Below are 16,901 nucleotides of genomic sequence, written 5' to 3' on the forward strand. Positions count from 1 at the left end.
ACATCATCAGCACCATCGCGGCCGACATGGACGCCGTCAACGGCGTGATCCGCCAGCGACTGCATTCCGAGGTGGCACTGGTCAACCAGATCGCTGAATACATCATCAGCGCCGGCGGCAAGCGGATCCGCCCGGTACTGGTGCTGCTGGTGGCGAACGCCTATCAGTATGAAGGCGCCGCGCATCACGAGCTGGCGGCGGTGGTCGAATTCATCCACACCGCCACGCTGCTGCACGATGACGTGGTCGACGAATCGTCGCTGCGCCGCGGCCGCGCCACGGCCAATGCGCTGTTCGGCAACGCCGCCTCGGTGCTGGTGGGCGACTTCCTGTATTCGCGTTCGTTCCAGATGATGGTTTCGCTCGACAATATGCGCGTGATGCGGATCCTGTCGGATGCCACCAACGTGATCGCCGAGGGCGAAGTGCTGCAGCTGCTGAACATGCACGACCCGGATGTCAGCGAGGAGAGCTACCTGAAGGTGATCCGCTCGAAGACGGCCAAGCTGTTCGAGGCGGCCGCCGAACTGGGTGCGCTGGTGGCCGGCGCGAACGACGCGCAGATCGCCGCCGCCGGCGAATATGGCCGCTCGCTGGGCACCGCGTTCCAGCTGATCGACGACGTGCTCGATTACGCCGGCGACGCCAGCGAGATCGGCAAGAACGTCGGCGACGACCTGCGCGAAGGCAAACCGACACTGCCGCTGATCTACCTGATGGAACATGGCAGCGAGGAACAGCGCCAGCTGGTGCGTTCCTGCATCGAAACGGGCGACGAGCAGCATTTCGATGCCGTGCTGGCCGCCATCACCAGCAGCGGCGCGCTCGACTACACGCGCCGCGCCGCCGAAGTGCAGGCCGACCGCGCCACCGCGGCGCTGGCCTCCATGCCGGAAAGCCGCTACAAGGATTCGCTGCTGCAGCTGGCCCGTTTCGCCGTGGAGCGCACGCACTGAACGCCGCTCCGGCCGGGGCTGGCCACGCAAGATGGTGATCGTTTCCACCCGGCCCCGGATTTACCCCCGAATGCGCCCCAAATAAGCCGCGGCCCCCTGCACGCATTGGCTGGAACACAACTATAATCGGCGTTCCACAAGGGAATCCATTCATGAAAAAGAACTCCGCAAACGGCGAGACCCCCACCGCAGAACCGCGGCTCTACCGCGTCGTTGCCGATCGCGTCCAGCAGATGATCCAGGACGACAAGATCGCCCCCGGCGCACGGCTGCCCGCCGAACGCGACCTGGCCGCGCGGCTCTCCGTCAGCCGGGCTTCGCTGCGTGAGGCCCTGATCGCGCTGGAACTGGGCGGCGTCGTCGAAGTGCGCGGAGGTTCCGGCGTCTATGTCTGCGAGCAGCCGCTGCCGGCGGACGTGCCGGAAACCGGCCCGGGCCCGTTCGAGGTGCTGGCCGCGCGCCGCATGATCGAATCCGAGATCGCCGCCATCGCCGCCAAGGCCGCCACCGGCGCCGCCGTCGACGCGATCCTCAAAGCCGTCGAACAGATGGAACGGCACCACGAAGACCGCGCCAGCAACGAACTGGCCGACCGCAACTTCCACCTGGCCATCGCCCGCGCCACCGGCAACACGGCCCTAGTCGGCGTGGTCGAATACCTGTGGAACAACCGCGGCTCACTGTGGCACAAGCTGAAGGAACACTACCAGACCGAGGAACTGCGGCTGCAAACGCTGCCCGACCACCGGAAAATCCTCGAAGCCATCGCCGCGCACGACCCCGCCGGCGCCCGCCACGCCATGCGCTCGCACCTCGAGCGCGTCACGCGCACCTTCTCGCGCGGCTAGCAGCCCGCCTACCAATCCGCTCGGCCTCCTGCCGAGCCCGTGTCAGGGGGTCAGGCACTATGACACGGGCTCGGCTATAACTTATCGCTCGAGCCCGTGTCAGGGGGTCAGGCACTGTGACACGAGCTCGGCCATAGCTCGGACTACTTACGCCCTATGCGCAGTCGGAAAACAAGCGTAACTCTTGCTGAGTTCGTGTCAGGGGGTCAGGCACCATTACACGAACTCAACCATAGCGCTGTAGCTCAGCTCGTGTCACAGGGTCAGGCACCATGACACGGGCTCGGCTGCAACTCTCTGCCGTCATCGTGGTCGCCCACCTTGCTTAACTGGCCAGACCAATCTAGAATGGCCTGACCAAAAAGCCACGCCAACCCTGACGGAGACAAGGTGAAGAACTCGACCAAACTGCTGGCCGCCCTGGCCTGCTGCACGCTGCTGGGCACCGCCCATGCCGAAGGCCCCTTCCGCAACACGGACAACAAGAATCTGAAGGACGTGTCCGAGGGCACGTATCCGGTGCCGTACAAGATGCCGGTGGTGGCCGAGATCACCGAACAGCTGAACCGCATCCGCGCCTACATGGACCACGCCACGCCGACCCGCGTGGTCAACAAGAAGACCGGCGCGCCGATCACCGATTTCAAGACGCCGGTGGCGGATGCCGCCTTTGCCGAAGCGGCGGGCGACTACGGCATCATGGTCTATGAAATGGGCGTGGTGCATGCCGGCCTGCTGCGCGCGGCCGAAGCCACGGGCGACAAGAACTTCACCGCGATGACGAAGCGCCACTTCGACTTCTTCGGCCAGACGCTGCCCTACTTCCGCGCCCAGGAAGCCAAGTTCCACCTGGAGCGCCAGAACAGCTTCGCGCGCTTCATCGATCCGCGCTCGCTGGACGACACCGGTTCCATGTGCGCCGCGCTGATGCGGGCGAAGGCCGCGAAGATCGGCCCGGACCTGAAGTGGATGATCGACAGCTGCAACGACTGGGTGGCCAACAAGCAGTTCCGCCTGGCCGACGGCACCATGGCGCGCAAGCGCCCGCAAGCCGTCTCGCTGTGGGGCGATGACATGTACATGAGCATTCCCGCGCTGGCCGAGGCAGGCCGCATGACGGGTGAGCGCAAGTACTTCGACCTGGCCGTGGCCAATGTGCTGGGCATGTCCGAGCGCCTGTACAACCCGCAGCTGAACATCTTCACGCACGGCTGGCACGAGCACGTGCCGAACTCGCCGCGCTTCTACTGGGCGCGCGCGAACGGCTGGGCGGTACTGGCGATGAGCGACCTGCTCGACGTGCTGCCGAAAGACCATCCCGGCTACGACAAGGTGCTGAACCAGCTGCGCGGCGCCATCAAGGGCATCTCCGAGCTGCAGTCCGGCACCGGCCTGTGGCACCAGATGATCGACCGTAACGACTCCTACCTGGAGACGTCCGCGTCGGCCATGTTCACCTACGTGATCGCCCACGCGATCAACCAGGGCTGGATCAGCCCCACCACGTACGGCTCGATCGCGCAGGCCGGCTGGGTGGGCCTGACGACGAAGATCAACGACAAGGGCCAGGTCGAAGGCACCTGCGTGGGCACCACGCTGGCATCGGACCAGGTGTATTACTACAACCGCCCGACCAGCGTGCACGCGCTGCACGGCTACGGCCCGGTGCTGCTGGCCGGCGCGGAGATGATCAAGCTGCTGAAGAACCCGAACGTGAGCGTCGAGTACAAGCTGCGCACCTACCATTACCAGCCGAAGGATGGCGGCAAGACCGACTACCGCGAACACCAGTAAAGGACGACGATGACTTCCCGCTATACCCCCAAACTGGCGGCCCTGTCCGCGCTGCTGCTGGCAGCCGGCCTGGCCAATGCGGCGGCACTGCGCGTAACGCTGTCGCATGACCTGGACAGTGCCCGCCCATCCGAAACGGTGACAGTGCCGTGGAAAGAGGTGAACGCCGCCCTGCCCGGCGCGCTGATCCAGCGCATCGTGGTGAAGGATGCGGGCGGGAAGGCGGTGCCGTTCCAGGTGACGAACGTGGCCCCGCAGGCCAAGGATCCGCACAACGTGGGCGCCGCCTACGGTGAACTGATCTTCCAGCACAGCTTCAAGGCCGGCGAGAAGAGCGCCACGTACACGGTGGAGAAGTCCGACGCGATCGCGCCGGTATTCCCGCAGCAGACGACGGCGCGCTATATCCAGGAACGCCTCGACGACTTCGGCTGGGAAAACGACAAGCTGGCGCACCGCACCTACGGCCCCGCGCTGATGGCGCCGGCGGCGCCGGGCACCGTGAAGGAAGTGCTGCAGACGTCCGGCCTGGACCTGTGGTTCAAGCGCGTGCCGTATCCGGTCGTCGACCGCTGGTACAACAAGGGCCATGACCATTACCACAAGGACGAAGGCGAAGGCATGGACTTCTACAACGTCGGCAAGTCGCGCGGTGCCGGCGGCACCGGCGTGTGGGATGGCAAGGCGCTGCACATCTCGGCCAACTACGCGGGCTGGAAGGTGCTGGCCAACGGCCCGATCCGCTCGATCTTCGAACTGCGCTACGACAGCTGGGACGTGGCCGGCACGTCCGTCACCGAAGTGAAGCGCTTCACGGTCGACGCGGGCCACCAGCTGGACCGCATCGACAGTACGTTCGAGTTCAAGGGCCCGGCCACGCTGACGGTGGCCGTGGGCCTGAACAAGGCGCCCACCGACAAGGGCGAGAACGGCGTGGTCGACGTGAAGCGGGATAAGTCCACCGGCACGCTGCTGCAGTGGATCGAGCAGCGCAGCAAGGGCGCGTTCGGCACCGCCGTGATCCTGCCTTCCGCGCAGGACTTCACCGACGATGCGCTGAACAACCTCGTATTCGCGCAGGTAAAATCGGGCGAACCGCTGCGCTATTACGCGGGCGGGGCATGGAGCGGCGCGAAGGAAATCACCACGGCCGCGCAATGGCAAGCCTACGTGGCCGACTTCGCGAAGCGCGCCGCCAATCCGGTCAAGATCGGCCTGCAGACGCAGCCCTGAGCGCACGCAGGTCAACGAATCCGGGGCCGGCATTCATGCCGGCCTTTTTCGTTAGAGGATCTCGTGCACGACAGCCGGCGGCCGGCACAGCCGCACGCCCTTGTCCGTCACCACGAACGGCCGGTTGATCAGCGCCGGATGCGCGCTCATCGCGTCGAGCAGTTGGTCGTCCGTCACCGATGGATCGGCGAGGTTCAGCTGTTCGTACACGTCTCCCTTGTCGCGCATGGCGCCGCGTGGGGTCAGGCCCGCGCGGGCGATCAGGTCCGCCAGCTCGGCGCACGTGGGCGGGTTCTTCACATAGTCGATGATCACGGGCTCGATGCCCGCCTCGCGGATCAGCGCCAGTGCGCCACGCGAATTGCTGCACGCGTTGTTGTGGTAGATGGTGATAGCCATGGAAAATCCAGATCATGTTTGACGAGGCAGGATCTTAACGGAGCCTGCCGGGAAAGTGGCCCACTGCGCGAGGAAGCCTGCTGCATGAAGGAGCCGATTGCGTGACCGAGCCAACTGCGGAAGCCAACTGCACACAGGCCCGCTGGCGTGGCGGCAGGGGAAATTACTGCCGAGGTGGTTGCCAGGCGCGCTGAAATCTGGTCTAATAATGCCTCACCAGTCGGGGTGTAGCTTAGCCCGGTAGAGCGCTACGTTCGGGACGTAGAGGCCGGAGGTTCGAATCCTCTCACCCCGACCAAAATTCTATTTAAATCAACAGCTTACGAAGTTGTTGCTTTCCGAAAATTACTACAGCATTCTGTGTAGTACTTTTGTTAGGTTTCCACGTCCGTTTTCCTTTAGTTTCGGCATAGCTGGGCCTAGCGTTTTCGGAATCGCGACAGTGACGGAATCAGCTCAATATACACCTCCCCTCAAGCCCAGCAAATCAACGCGCACTGTGCGTATACCGGACAGCCTAACGTCTGTACGCGGGTATCCAGACAAGCTCAAAATCTACCGAATCGAAGCAAGCCCGTTCTGGCAAGTCAGGTGTTTTGAAAACGGCAAAACGATCAAGCTCAGCACAGAAACCACCGACAAGCAGGAAGCGGTCGAGTTCGCAAAGGCGACCTATAACCGGATTCTGCACGCCCAGGCGACTGGCAAGGCACTCACGCAATGCACGCGCTTCAGTCGACCGGCGTAACCCAAAGGTAAAGGCACACGTCCCGACCTTACATCTCAATACCCCAGACACCGCAGGGCCTGCACTGAGTCTTGTTGACGGTACCTTAACGGTCGCGGCGGCACCGGCAGGGAAAGCGGCCGCGCCCGCTGCCTTAGTAGCACGAACAATAAAGCGCAAAGCCAAGCAGGCAGTAGACCCGACTTGAACGCCTAACCGAGCATGCAACTCGCTGTGATATGGGCAGTGTCGGTGCAAACCGACATTGGCCGCTTTCTAAGATGTCAAATTCAACGATTTGGCAGAGCCAGTACAAAAGCAAGCCCCAACCTCATCCCTAACGTCAAACGTCGCGTGGCGGCCGTTTTACGACGCCAAGGACAGTCTCCGCCTTGCCTGCTTCGGGCGTTTCTGGGGCAACAATTTAGTATGGCGCATTGAATCGCCTTAGATAGCTAAAAGCGCATAACAAAACCTCGTCCTTGCTTGGAGAGCAACGACATCGTACACTCAAGCATTGCGACGTCCGCTAGTGAGCAATAACGCTACATGCTGTTGCGACGGGGGGATCTGATGCCACTGACAGCTTATTCAATATCGGCACAGAAAGAAGAGGATGTTGGGCAGGTGCTGAAGCGCCTCTCAACCGAGTTTGGGGAATGCATCGCGACTGTCGAGGCTGTCCCAGAGGCTTGGCGTGCATTCATGCGGCAGGATCTCCAATGCCCCTGCTGCTTCGTGACAGGTGCTGAGCTCGTCAAGGAGGCACATTCGAAGGCGCGCACGACCCCAGTGCGCCAAGCCTGCTTCCGCTTCAGCAATCCCAAGCATCGGGAACATTGCGATTTCGATAGCACGAAAACGGCAAATACCGTGCCCGAGAATCTCGTTGCTTTTTCGGATTCCAACTCCGCAATTACGAAGGCGGTCCGCGAGCTCGTTGGTACCGGTATCGAATTAGGGCTGTTCAGTCAGAAGTCGATTCGGGACATGCGGGAGTGGTTCTTCACTAAGAAGACCCAGTCGATGTTTGTTGTCACCCTCGATCCGCGCTTTCCCAAATGGATGAATTTGCTGTATCGCCAAAAATTTTACGCAAAGACTGTAGAGGGTGTCGAGCTCACGGCTGAGATCGTCATGAATCCAAAATTTAAATGGCACGCTGCGGCGGCCAGAGAGCAAATTTTAAGGCACCCGGAATTCCAAGCATTTTTGGATGCCTTTAACAACAAGCGAAACGCCTTCATGCTGGAGTATAACCGCATGGGAACTCTTGCTCGCCGCTGGCAGGGCCGAACAGTCTTTGATCCATCACTGCTTGAAGAGGAATACCGCAAGACCTGCCAATTAGCGGAATTCATGGTCAAGAACTATAAGCCCCTAAAGTTCGCGACATCAAACAAAGGCATTACTGTCTCGAGCGTTCTTGCGCTTGCAGCACTTTTGATGTTCGTACGCGACTGGGATCAAGACCTAGCCCGTTCCGACTTTTCAAGGATTACAGAGGTTGCTGGAAATTCGAATCAAGACCTCGGAAATGTGCTGGGTCTTAATCCATTCCACGACTTCCGTGCTTGGCAAGCTTTGAAGGCCGTGCAAGAATTCGGCGTCCACGTGCCAGAGTACATCGATTTAAAGGCAGAACGTGTCGCGATAGAGCAGGAACTGCGCGCCAAGTTCGGCGCGCCGCCTATCCCGGTCGAGTGATTACACCTTCGCAGCCGTAGCTGCGATCTCTTCCACGTTAACCGTCCCAGTGTCGAGCTGGTATTCGTCGCCGTTGAGCACCTTACGCAATAGATCGACCGCTGCGTCCGTGTATCGGTGTGAGAGGCCTGTGGACTAGTGCCCCAACTTTATTGCAATGTGATACTTATTGTCAGTGGCCCTCATGTCGAAGCCAGACTGATCACGAAGGATTGTGATCAAGTCATCGGCTTTGTTCCAAGTCTTATAGCCGAGCTTGTCCACGACGCCTGTAAGCGCGTATTTGTAATCGAGGTTTACTTGAGACGGGTTGGAAATCGAGGTGACGCCAAACAGCTTGGCGAAGGCCTCTCCTGACTCAACAGCGTGTTCGAGTTGTTCAAAATTAATCTCGACGTGCTTCTTTGGAATGTCTGAGCGTACCAGCTCAACAGACCGCGCCATGAGAGCTCGCAACAGCTTCGTGTTAATCTTTCCAGGTTGCCAGCCTGACCAAACGCCTTGAACACCCACTCAAATGACGAGGCACTAATGCTTTTAATTCGAATGTTGACGTCCTGCGCCACGGAAATCACCTTATCACGGGCGGGGTACGATTTCTCATCGATTTTATCATTCCACTCCAGAATGTAGATGTTCGGCACAAACTGGAACTCGGCACGGACCATGCGATCCACGTCGTACAAAATAGCTTTTATATTGGGGTCTTCGGCCCGGTAACCGATAAAAAGCAGCGGGTGCTCGATGAAGTAAGTCAGTAGCTTTGCGCTTAAATACTTGTGATCTTCTTCAAAACGGTCATAGTCGGGCTGATTCACGACAATCGAAGAGGGAACCGAACGACAGCCGTGGATCTAAAAATTTTACCGATCGACAAGTATTCCTTCCGCAGTATCTGATGGCCGATTATGCGTTCGTAGTCGGGAAATAGCGGTTCAATCACTTCGTCGTAATTGGTAGTAAAGAGGGCATGGATACTGCACACTGACAAGAAGTTGGACTGCTAAGCACAAGCGTGTCGCCTTAACGTGACTGGTTATATACAGCCACTTTCAATCCAAGGCAAACATTGATCGGACAGTACTCCGCCAACTTATTACTGCGGCGGCAACTCAGCAAGCTCGAGGAGATCATTCCGATCTTGATTGTCGAGCCAGATGAGGAATCCTTTATCTACTACATTTAGTTGCAGGTTCGTTTGGTCATAATCCAAAATAATCGGCTTAATTTCCTTGCTGACCTGAAGAGAAGCAACAAACTGAAGCGCCTGAGTTAAGTTACCAGGATTCAAACCGCCACCTTGGGGATGATGAGCCCTAATCGTTTCTTTCATTTCACGATACTTTAGGCCCTTCTCCAACTTCGCCGTGTCCGCTGTTAACACTGGATAAAGCAACCACCGATACATTTGCAATGCAGTTTCTTGGAAACCAGCCGCGAACAAAACAATGAACGAGTTGTACCGACCGGTTTGCTGCGCAACGACATCCGCAATAATCATCTTTGCGTCGAGGCCGTCCCCGATTTCCACACGGGTACTTTGAGTATGGTGGACCCCAACACTTTCGCAAGCTCGGAAGCAGGCTTCCTGGATAATGTACACGCTTTCGAAGCAATTATTTAAAAGTACATTCTTAAAATCTTGTGTAAACTCAATGTTGAGGAGGCATTCGCCTACCCCTATCACCTGTTCCAATTCAGGAAGAGACCATTTATCCGCGTTGACCGAAACCATGCGGCCGGTGAGATCACCGTTATAGACTGTCAATCGGCTCTCTTCAAGCCAAACGCCGACAATGATAAAACAGAGCTTCGACTGCTCATGAAACGCCTTAAGCGAAACCGAAAAATCTTTCTGGGTTTCAATTGGAAGGTAATGAAAGTCTTCAAGAACAATGTAACGATTAAAGCCTTGGAGCGCTTTAATGATATCGTTTACGTCTTCCGGATCAAGCTCCAACGGCTCTTTAGTTACCGCATCCGTCGTTGTTGTCTCTTTCTCTCCAGAGGTCTCGACACCTACACCAAAAACGGCGGCTTTAAAAGCAGCCATAATTTTGTTTTTGCCTGATGTCGATTTTGTACTGGACTGTGTAACTTCGAATCCCACCCGCTTTAGGATCGCTGAGTGTATATCCGACAACGCCCACTTGTTAGAGCAATGGACGACAATATAATCATCATCCTGAAGGCAATGCTTTCGGAGAGACGTTTTCCCCTGCTTCGAACTGCCATAAATCACGATATGTTTATCGCGCGTCAAATTCGCAATAAAGTGTTCATCAACTGCTTTTCTCGGAATATAGTTTAAAGGGAGATCACGGCTAATGCCGTATACTTCAGACGTTTTATGAACGACTTCGGGCAACATTTTCTATGCTCCTGTATTCTTATTGGCAAGGTGGAAAGTATAGAGATTGACAAATATCCGCTAGCTCGGACCGCTGGTCGCTATCGACTCTGCGCTACGGAAGTGGGTTCGACGCAAATCTGCTCTCGAGAACAGAACCAATTAGCCACGCAAACGTCGCCGGCACAATCCAAATTCCTATGAAGTACATTGCGGATACGATTGAAGGCACGTGGTACAGAGCCGCACCTAGGACTCCTTCGAGTACAACGATAGCGAACGCATTTCCGTGCTCTCTTAGGTGCCTGTAGGAAGTAACATACTCAACTCCTGGAGAATATGGCTCATCCTTCTGTTTCATCGACTTCGATCTAGCATTAGCTAGGGATCTGTAGAACGATTCGACCACAGAAAATTTTGTGAACAAAGCAAGAAATATAAGCGATATCTGCGTGCCAATGACGAATGCTATGACTGCAGCGATCCAATGGGGAAGAATTTGCCATATTGCAGCGCCACTTAATGCAATACCAACTACTGTACATGTACTCGACGGCAGCCATTTATTCGCCACTTCAGACCAGCGGATGTGTGCCCGCGCAGCATGGATTAAGAGGATCGGAGCACTAGCCACGTAGCAGAACGCGAACCCGAGCGCGGCGACGAGGCCGACGCCTAAGAACGTAACCTCCTTCGCTTCTCCCAAGCTGAGTTTACTAACGTAGATTGAGCCGGGATGATCCCGGAGGAAAGCTATAATCAGCGCACCGACGATAGTACCCACAAAATATCGAACTGCGTAGTACTCCCACCATTTATTCTCCAACAGCCCTCTCCTCCGTAATGATTTAACAAGTTAAATATTCAGCTAAAACGTCATGATTTAGCGCTTTTTTCACGATGGATGACGGAACTTCCGGTTATCATGGCGCAGTGTAAAGCTCACGTAATGTGTGTGCAAGAGGTCGTTTTGTCATGTCGCGGGTAGCGAGGCTTGAGCGTCGGGTTAGGTTCTGCAGTGTCGGCTTAGGCGACACAGTGACGACACAGATCCAGCATTGCAAATTTGATACATTTAGAGGTCAAGAATTTCTGTTAGCTCTGCTTTCCTTTAGTTCTTCGCTTCCTGAAACTATAGTACGGAGTGTAGTACTTTGATGTAATGTCGGCCAAGAGCCGCTTGCTTTCTAGCTTTAAGATTACGCACTCATTATTCGGGACGTAGCGGCCGGAGGTTCGAATCCTCTCACTCCGACCACAGAATGCAAGCAAAACAGCGAACTTGGTTCGCTGTTTTGCTTTGTGCCGTGCTTGCCGTTCGTACCTCGAAGAACGCGTCTGGAGCACGGTTCATCCCCGCTGAACGAAAGATCCACGGCACTCAACCGCAGTGCGCACGAGCGCGTCCTTGCTTCCTCGCTCATCCTCTCCTGCCTCGCTTCCTCATGCCTTTTCATCTCGCTTCGCACCACCTCCGCCCGGACACCTGCTTCTCTTGCCGGTCACCGATCCGCGCCCGATAAAAAACTTCAAATAATTCTAGACGACCGGTCTACTTGCTGTTATCTTGTCTCCATCGGTGCAGGAAACAAACGATCCGCACCATTGACACCAACCTGTCGCGCTTGCATACTTACAAGACGACCGGTCTAATCGAAAACCTACTTTGGAGCAACACCATGAAAAAAGTCCTGATGGTCCTCACCTCGCACGATCAACTCGGCAACACCGGCCGCAAGACCGGCTTCTGGCTCGAAGAGCTGGCGGCGCCCTACTACGCCTTCAAGGATGCCGGCGTCGAAGTCGTGCTGGCTTCGCCGCTGGGTGGCCAGCCGCCGCTGGACCCGAAAAGCAACGAACCATCGTTCCAGACCGACCTGACGCGCCGCTTCGAAGCCGATGCCGCGGCCAACGCGCAGCTGGCTTCCACGCTGCGCCTGGACAGCGTCGACCAGGGCCAGTTCGACACCGTGTTCTACCCGGGCGGCCACGGCCCGCTGTGGGACCTGGCGGAAGACCGCCATTCGATCGCGCTGATCGAATCGTTCCTGGCCGCGGCCAAGCCGGTCGCCCTGGTCTGCCATGCGCCCGGCGTGCTGCGCCACGTGAAGACGCCGGCCGGCCGCCCGCTGGTCGAAGGCAAGAAGGTGACCGGCTTCACCAATACCGAAGAAGAAGGCGTGGGCCTGACCAACGTGGTGCCGTTCCTCGTCGAGGATGAGCTCAAGGCCAAGGGCGGCGTGTATTCCAGCGGTCCGGACTGGGGCTCGTACGTGGTCCGCGACGGCTTGCTGATCACCGGCCAGAACCCGGCCTCGTCGGCCGAAGCCGCGGCGCTGCTGCTCGAGCAACTGGCCTGATGCGCCGATGCGGCGAGGCGCCCTTCCCCAGCGGAAGCGCCGCGCCGGCATCCGGCACCGCCCCTGAAGTACACACGTTGTTGAAGCATCCCGTCATCCCTCACTTACCTGGAGCCTAGTCATGAACAAACTGAACCGCATCGTTACCGCACTCGCCCTGTCGTTCGCCGCCGTCGGCGCGCAGGCCGCCGCACCCGCCCCCGTCAAGAACGTCGTGCTGGTGCACGGCTTCTTCGCCGACGGCTCCGGCTGGAAAGGCGTGGCCGACATCCTCACTCGCGACGGTTTCAACGTCACCGTCGTGCAACAGCCGGAAACCTCGCTGGCCGACGACGTGAAAGCAACGACGCGGGCGATCGATGCCCGGCAGGGCGACAGCATCTTGGTCGGCCACAGTTATGGCGGCGTGGTGATCACGGAAGCGGGCAACCATCCGAAGGTCGCGGGCCTGGTGTACGTCGCCGCGTTCCTGCCCGATGCCGGTGAAAGCCTGAAGGACCTGGCTGACCGGATCGCGCCGGCCACCAAAGGTATCCAGGCCACGGCGGATGGGCACCTGTACTTCGACCCGGCCCGCTTCCATGCCGATTTCGCGGCGGACCTGCCGGCGGCCGACGCCCGGTTCATGGCGTATTCCCAGGTCATGCCGGCAGTCCAGGCGGCGACCACGCCCGTGTCGCAGGCGGCATGGCGGAGCAAACCGAGCTGGGCGATCATTTCCACGGCCGACCGTACCGTCAGTCCTGAGCTGGAACGCACGATGGCAAAACGCGCGGGCAGCAAGACCGTCGAGATCGATGGCAGCCACGTCGCCTTCATCGCGCATCCCGAACAGGTCGCCAGGGTGATCGAACAGGCAGCGGCCGCGGCCGGCAAATGAGTCAAATCGCGCTTTTTCGGCCCGACTCTAGACGACTGGTCTATTTAGACGTATAGTGCCCCCATGGCTAAAGCACATACCAACGAATCGTCCGACGTCCGCGACAATATCCTTGCGGTCGGGCAGCGCATCATGTCCGGCAAGGGGTTCTCGGCCGTCGGATTGAACGAGATCCTGACGGAAGCAAAGGTACCGAAAGGCTCCTTCTACCACTACTTCGGTTCGAAGGATGCCTTCGGCGAGGCATTACTGTCGAGCTACTTCGAAGACTACCTGGCCGACATCGACACCGTGATGGGCCAGCCCGGCGTGACCATGGCAAAGCGCCTGCTGGACTACTTCGATATGTGGCGCGACAACCAGTCCTTCCTGGATTGCCAGGGCAAGTGCCTGGCGGTCAAGCTCGCCGCGGAAGTGGCCGACCTGTCCGAAGCGATGCGCACGGTACTGAACCAGGGAACCTCGGCGATCATCGCGAAGCTGGCCGATGCCATCGAACAGGGCGTGGCGGAAGGTTCGCTGGCGGTCGACGACAGCCCGAAGCGGATCGCCGAAAGCCTGTACCAGCTGTGGCTCGGCGCCAGTGTCATGGTCAAGATCGTGCGCGGTACCGCACCGTTCGATTCGGCCATGGCGGTCACGCGCCAGATGCTGCATTTGGATAACTAAGCTGCCCAGTTTCAACCAATAAGCTGGCCCGGACGGCGGGCCAGTCCCAACACTTCCCGCGAAGTGTTTTTTTAAACCCATGAACTAGTCGACCGGTCTAATTCAACCAGACTGATCCTGATGAAAGAAAGAACGTCATGTCCATTGCAACCTCCCTTCGTACCGCCACCCAAACTGCTCCGCTGTTCGACGGCCCCTATTACCTGAGCATCGGTGGCCAGCTCGCAACGGCCGAGGCCAGTTTCGACGTGTTCAATCCCGCCACCGGCAAGCCGCTGGCCCAGGCACCCGCCGCGAACATCGCCCAGCTCGACGACGCCATCGCCGCCGCCCGGACCGCGTTCAAGTCCTGGTCCATGATCGGCTACGACCGGCGCCAGCAATACCTGGAAGCCTACGCCGACGCCCTCGCCGCGCACCGCGACGAACTGGCCCGCCTGCTCGTGCTGGAACAGGGCAAGCCGCTGAAGACCATGGCCGAGCCCGAAGTCGACCAGGCCATCTCCTGGATCCGCCAGATCGCCGCGCGCCGCATCCCCGTGGAGATCGTCGAGGAGACCGACAGCCATGTCGTCGAACTGCACCACACGCCGCTCGGCGTCATCGGCGCCATCACGCCATGGAATTTCCCCGTTCTGCTGGCCTTGTGGAAGGTTGCGCCGGCGCTCATCACCGGCAATACGATGGTCATCAAGCCGTCGCCCTTCACGCCGCTGACCTCGCTGCGCTTCGGCCAGATCGCCCAGTCGGTCCTGCCGCCGGGCGTGCTGTCGGTGGTGTCCGGGAACGATGAACTGGGGCCGCACATGACGGCGCATCCGGACATCGCCAAGATCAGCTTCACGGGCTCCACGGCCACCGGCAAGCACGTGATCCGCTCGGCGGCGGGGACGATGAAGCGCGTCACGCTGGAACTGGGCGGCAACGACGCGGCCATCGTCATGCCCGATGCCGACTGGGAATCGATCGTTCCCCAGCTGTTCTGGGGTGCCGTGGGCAACTCCGGCCAGTGGTGCGTGGGTATCAAGCGGCTCTACGTGCACCGTTCGTATCACGCGCGCTTCGTCGACGCCTTCGTCGCCTATGCGCGCCGGCAGAAACTGGGCGATGGCCTGGATCCGGAAGTCACCGTGGGGCCGGTGCAGAACCGCATGCAGTTCGAGAAGGTCAGGACCTTCCTCGACGACATCAAGGCCAGGGGCTACAAGGTCGCGCTGGGTGGCGAAGTGGACCCGGACCGTCCCGGATATTTCATCCCGGTTACCGTGGTCGACAACCCGCCGGAGGACTCGATGATCGTGCAGGAAGAACAGTTCGCCCCGATCGTGCCGATCATCGCCTATGACGACATCGACGACGTGGTCGAACGCGCCAACGCCAGCCCGTACGGCCTGGGCGGTTCCGTATGGGGCCGCGACACGCGGGCCGCCGTCGCCGTCGCCAACCGTCTCGAGACCGGCATGGTGTGGGTCAATGAAATTCATACCCAGGGCGTCGACATCCCGTTCGGCGGCCACAAGCAGTCCGGCCTGGGCACGGAACACGGCAGCGAAGGTCGGCAGCTGTTCACCAATCCCAAGACCGTCCTGATCCACAAATCCCGGTCCTGATGCCGTCCATCGATTTCATCCACCACTAAGCAGCGTTCCCGGGCTCCAGACCGGGCACGCCAGGAGAAAAATACCGTGTCCGTCCAATCCACTTCCCCCATCGGCGCGTACCTGTTGGCGCCCCCTGCCGCCGGCGAAGTAACGAGCCGCACCGCGCCAGCGAGCCGCGCCACCCTGTCGATGGCGGCGGCGATCGCCTGCGTGGTGCTGGTCGCGCTGACCCTGCGCCCCGGCATCGTGTCCATCGGCCCGCTGCTGCCCGCCATCATCGGCGAGTTCGGCCTGTCGCATACGCAGGCGGCGCTGCTGACAGCCATCCCGACATTACTGATGGGCCTGCTGGCGGCGCCGGTGCCATGGCTGTCGCGGCGCTTCGGGCGCGACCGCGTCATGCTGGCCGCCCTCGGCCTGCTGACCTTGTCCACCCTGGTGCGCGCCTTCGCCGATTCGGTGGCACTGCTGTTCGCGGCGACCGTCGGCATCGGTGGCGGCATCGCGATCGCTGGGGTCCTGATCGCGGGTTTCGTGAAGGCCGGGTTTCCCAAACAGGTGGCGATTTTCATGAGCCTGTATGCGACCGCGCTGGCGCTGGGCAGCACGCTGTCGGCGGCCGCCACGGGAACGCTGGCCGCATGGACGGGCGGCTGGCGCTGGGCCGCGGGCGTGTGGGCGTTGCCGGGCTTGTTCGCGCTGCTGGCCTGGCTGTTCGTCGCGCGGCGCAGCCCGGCATCGGCGGCCACGCCGGCGGGGGCGCAGCGCTACGGCATGCCCTTTCGCAACCGGACGGCATGGCTGATCGCCGCCTTCTTCGCCTGCAATAACTTCGTGTTCTATGCCTGCATTTCCTGGCTGGCGCCGATGTACGTGGAAGCCGGCTGGACACCTTCGCATGCGGGCCTGCTGCTGGCCACGTTCACGCTTTCGTTCATGGCGGCCAATCCCGTGTTCGGCTTCCTGAGCCGCGACGAGGACCGCCGGCTGCCGCTGGCGCTCGGTGCCGGCATTGCCCTGGCGGGCATCCTGGCCATGGCGCTCGCGCCCTCGGTATCGCCGTACCTGGTGGTGGCGGTGCTCGCCTTCGGCACCGGCGGCTCGTTCACCTTGTCGATGACGCTTCCTCTCGACAATACGCGCCATGCCGAGGAAACCGGTGCGTGGAATGCCTTCGTGCTGCTGGTCAGCTACACGGTCGCCGCGGCCGGTCCGCTGGCGGTGGGCCAGCTGCGCGATGCCAGCGGCGGCTTCCAATCATCCCTCTGGCTGCTCGTCGCGGTGGCGGTGGCCATGGTGGCGCTGACCCCGTTCCTGCAACCACGTCGCCATGACAACGCGGCCGGGCGCTAAACTGCCGGCACTCGCATCGAACCA

Annotated in this window: 15 protein-coding genes and 2 tRNA genes; 13 read left to right on the forward strand and 4 right to left on the reverse strand. The window is 59.8% G+C overall.

Annotated elements, in window-relative coordinates:
* Positions 1–26: 26 nt before the first annotated feature.
* From ispB to EYF70_RS23115, 4 genes are all read left to right on the forward strand, one after another.
* A complete protein-coding gene (gene ispB / locus EYF70_RS23100; RefSeq protein ID WP_229420948.1) occupies positions 27–956 on the forward strand; it encodes an octaprenyl diphosphate synthase in 930 nt (309 codons plus the stop codon).
* A gap of 152 nt (positions 957–1,108) precedes the next feature.
* Positions 1,109–1,804 (forward strand): FadR/GntR family transcriptional regulator, encoded by a 696-nt coding sequence (locus tag EYF70_RS23105; RefSeq protein ID WP_131147488.1) that lies wholly within the window; start codon positions 1,109–1,111, stop codon positions 1,802–1,804.
* 390 nt (positions 1,805–2,194) lie between these two features.
* Positions 2,195–3,598, forward strand: a complete 1,404-nt coding sequence (locus tag EYF70_RS23110) for a glycoside hydrolase family 88/105 protein (RefSeq protein WP_131147489.1) — start codon at positions 2,195–2,197, stop codon at positions 3,596–3,598.
* Between the two features lie 9 nt (positions 3,599–3,607).
* Positions 3,608–4,831, forward strand: coding sequence for a BT3233 family polysaccharide utilization protein (locus tag EYF70_RS23115; RefSeq protein WP_131147490.1), 1,224 nt, complete (start codon positions 3,608–3,610; stop codon positions 4,829–4,831).
* A gap of 51 nt (positions 4,832–4,882) precedes the next feature.
* Here the strand turns inward: EYF70_RS23115 and arsC are convergent, their stop codons facing one another.
* On the reverse strand, positions 4,883–5,230 hold the full coding sequence (arsC, locus tag EYF70_RS23120; RefSeq protein ID WP_131147491.1) for an arsenate reductase (glutaredoxin): 348 nt from the start codon (positions 5,228–5,230) through the stop codon (positions 4,883–4,885).
* Positions 5,231–5,451: 221 nt separating this feature from the next.
* On the opposite strand from arsC, the gene EYF70_RS23125 reads away from it, so the two are divergent.
* The 3 genes from EYF70_RS23125 (at position 5,452) to EYF70_RS23135 (ending at position 7,664) form a co-directional block, all read left to right on the forward strand.
* A tRNA-Pro gene (locus EYF70_RS23125) sits at positions 5,452–5,528 on the forward strand.
* A gap of 144 nt (positions 5,529–5,672) precedes the next feature.
* Positions 5,673–5,978, forward strand: a complete 306-nt coding sequence (locus tag EYF70_RS23130) for a hypothetical protein (RefSeq protein ID WP_131147492.1) — start codon at positions 5,673–5,675, stop codon at positions 5,976–5,978.
* 552 nt (positions 5,979–6,530) lie between these two features.
* Positions 6,531–7,664: a hypothetical protein gene (locus EYF70_RS23135; protein WP_131147493.1), complete on the forward strand. Its 1,134-nt coding sequence runs from the start codon at positions 6,531–6,533 to the stop codon at positions 7,662–7,664.
* A 296-nt stretch (positions 7,665–7,960) separates the two neighbouring features.
* On the opposite strand, the gene EYF70_RS31745 is transcribed toward EYF70_RS23135, so the two are convergent.
* The 3 genes from EYF70_RS31745 to EYF70_RS23150 all read right to left on the reverse strand — a co-directional run bounded on the left by EYF70_RS31745 (position 7,961) and on the right by EYF70_RS23150 (position 10,840).
* Positions 7,961–8,482, reverse strand: a complete 522-nt coding sequence (locus EYF70_RS31745; RefSeq protein WP_229420523.1) for an SIR2 family protein — start codon at positions 8,480–8,482, stop codon at positions 7,961–7,963.
* A 278-nt stretch (positions 8,483–8,760) separates the two neighbouring features.
* Positions 8,761–10,035, reverse strand: a complete 1,275-nt coding sequence (locus tag EYF70_RS23145; RefSeq protein ID WP_131147494.1) for a hypothetical protein — start codon at positions 10,033–10,035, stop codon at positions 8,761–8,763.
* A gap of 94 nt (positions 10,036–10,129) precedes the next feature.
* Complete coding sequence (locus tag EYF70_RS23150; RefSeq protein ID WP_131147495.1) at positions 10,130–10,840, reverse strand: hypothetical protein; 711 nt, start codon at positions 10,838–10,840, stop codon at positions 10,130–10,132.
* 314 nt (positions 10,841–11,154) lie between these two features.
* On the opposite strand from EYF70_RS23150, the gene EYF70_RS31180 reads away from it, so the two are divergent.
* From EYF70_RS31180 to EYF70_RS23175, 6 genes are all read left to right on the forward strand, one after another.
* Positions 11,155–11,272 (forward strand) — tRNA-OTHER (locus tag EYF70_RS31180).
* Positions 11,273–11,693: 421 nt separating this feature from the next.
* Complete coding sequence (locus EYF70_RS23155) at positions 11,694–12,374, forward strand: type 1 glutamine amidotransferase domain-containing protein (RefSeq protein ID WP_131147496.1); 681 nt, start codon at positions 11,694–11,696, stop codon at positions 12,372–12,374.
* Between the two features lie 121 nt (positions 12,375–12,495).
* Positions 12,496–13,254 (forward strand): alpha/beta fold hydrolase, encoded by a 759-nt coding sequence (locus EYF70_RS23160; RefSeq protein WP_131147497.1) that lies wholly within the window; start codon positions 12,496–12,498, stop codon positions 13,252–13,254.
* 63 nt (positions 13,255–13,317) lie between these two features.
* Positions 13,318–13,923, forward strand: coding sequence for a TetR/AcrR family transcriptional regulator (locus EYF70_RS23165; RefSeq protein WP_131147498.1), 606 nt, complete (start codon positions 13,318–13,320; stop codon positions 13,921–13,923).
* A gap of 137 nt (positions 13,924–14,060) precedes the next feature.
* Entirely contained in the window at positions 14,061–15,533 is a 1,473-nt protein-coding gene (locus EYF70_RS23170) for an aldehyde dehydrogenase family protein (RefSeq protein WP_131147499.1), read from the forward strand.
* A gap of 75 nt (positions 15,534–15,608) precedes the next feature.
* Positions 15,609–16,877 (forward strand): MFS transporter, encoded by a 1,269-nt coding sequence (locus EYF70_RS23175; protein WP_218943716.1) that lies wholly within the window; start codon positions 15,609–15,611, stop codon positions 16,875–16,877.
* The last annotated feature ends 24 nt before the right edge of the window (positions 16,878–16,901 follow it).

The organism is Pseudoduganella albidiflava, from assembly GCF_004322755.1.
In the GTDB taxonomy this organism is placed as follows: Bacteria; Pseudomonadota; Gammaproteobacteria; order Burkholderiales; family Burkholderiaceae_D; genus Rugamonas; species Rugamonas albidiflava.